This window comes from Bartonella sp. PS17NMGDW (assembly GCF_042193555.1).
Taxonomy (GTDB): Bacteria; Pseudomonadota; Alphaproteobacteria; order Rhizobiales; family Rhizobiaceae; genus Bartonella; species Bartonella grahamii.
Genome location: NZ_JBHILY010000065.1, coordinates 1 through 1218, shown reverse-complemented (window position 1 = coordinate 1218; position 1218 = coordinate 1). Strand labels below are relative to the sequence as shown.

The window sequence follows — 1218 nt, the reverse complement described above, 5'->3', positions numbered from 1 at the left end:
ACACGGTTCCTATCATTGGGCTGTTTTAGCTTTGGTGCTAATGCACAAGCTGATAAAATGTTTGCAATCAAAATTATAAGAATGACCAACTTCATTTTAATATGACTCTTTTTTACTGTTGTATCCATTCTGATGTTTATTGTCATTATTATAATTTTGACATTAAAGTAAAGTGTATAGTTTACGATAATTGATCTTTTCTTAATTTCATTTTTTAATTTATGAAAATAGCTCAATTTCAGTGCGAATATTTTTTACTGTAGGATTGGATATCCTCGTTATTTTGTCATATGGATATTAAGGGCGTCTGTTACGGGAACTATTGCTCTTTATCTCCTTTAGTTTCTATGTCTCCATAGATGTCCAAATGTAATTCCTTTTGCGAGAGAATTGGCAACGCTTGATAGTTTGAGTAACAGCATGATGGATATAATGGACAATATGAGAGCACCCCCAAACATGAAGCTTATATTCTGGTCGTAATCGAGTTTCATATCGCTCAAATAGTTTGCAAAGATATTCATCATCAGATTAAATACAGTCGCTAAGAGTAGAAAGAGGATTATATAATTGATGACTTGGATTATCCATTGCTCGAAAAGGCGATGAGTTGGTTGCCAGAGCAAAGCAATGATGAAGAGAGGTCCCCATCCTACGAGAAGTGTAATAGCGATTTTTGTCAGGAGCACGAGACCACCACCGATTGCTACGACGAGGCTTGTTGCTAGCAAGATGATGATGCCTAAGAGACTGTAAAGCAGTCCATTGGCTTCGAAGAAGACGGTTTCTTGGAAAAGACGGCCTGCATATTGAAATCCTTTGGTTGCTGTTCTGTCTAGTAAATTCATTAATTGTGTATTATCGAGTGGATCTGTTAAGAGCGCTTTTGATAACTCATAGGGCATTTGTGTTATTAAACTCGCAATTTCATTTTGATAAAGTCCTGTGGTAAGAGCTATTGAAGTAATAATACTTATCCGTAGGAAACGATTTACAAATCCGGAGAGAGGCATATCTATAGCGCCCCGAATGATGAGCCATCCATAGATGATGAAAGCGATTGTGACACCGATTGAAACAAAGGGCGTAATTGTAGCCATTGTTTTTGAGGAAATATCCGTGACATATGTTTTTGTTATCTGATCAATTTTACTGAAAAGTTGCGTGAACACTGTAAAGTCCATGGAATTCCTCTTTAACGAATTTTCAACTTTTTAT

At 36.2% G+C, this 1218-nt stretch carries 1 protein-coding gene; it reads right to left on the bottom strand.

Translation table 11 applies throughout. The features are described from left to right. Nucleotides 1-338 precede the first annotated feature (338 nt). A complete protein-coding gene (locus tag ACFIJK_RS09240; protein ID WP_375627584.1) occupies nucleotides 339-1184 on the bottom strand; it encodes a type IV secretion system protein in 846 nt (281 codons plus the stop codon). Nucleotides 1185-1218: the final 34 nt, after the last annotated feature.